This is a genomic window from Hymenobacter gummosus (genome assembly GCF_003970915.1).
GTDB lineage: Bacteria > Bacteroidota > Bacteroidia > Cytophagales > Hymenobacteraceae > Solirubrum > Solirubrum gummosum.
The window spans coordinates 1-283 of sequence record NZ_RXOF01000058.1; the positions used below are offsets into that span (position 1 = coordinate 1).

Genomic DNA, 283 nt, shown 5'->3' on the forward strand with positions numbered 1-283 from the left:
GGCCTTGTCGCGCAGGCGGGCCAGGTAGCTGGTTTCCATGGCCACGCGCTGGGCGCGCAGCTGCGTGGGCGGCAGCTGGCCCAGCACCTTCAGGGCGTTGTCGGTGTCGCCCTGCTCGAAGGACACCTGGCCCTGCAGAAACAGCGCCTCGGGCAGGCCGGGCCACTGGGAGTACGCGTTGCGCAGCAGGTTGAGCATCTGCTCGGCCTCGGCCCACTTGCGGGCCCGGCTGGCGGCCACGGCGTAGAGGTAAGCCGCCTCGGGGCCGCGGCGGTACTTGGTG

The 283-nt window shown here is 72.1% G+C and carries 1 protein-coding gene; it reads right to left on the reverse strand.

Annotated features, from left to right (window positions below; genetic code table 11):
- On the reverse strand, positions 1-283 hold a 283-nt coding region (locus EJV47_RS28325; protein ID WP_341539285.1), incomplete at both ends, for a tetratricopeptide repeat protein.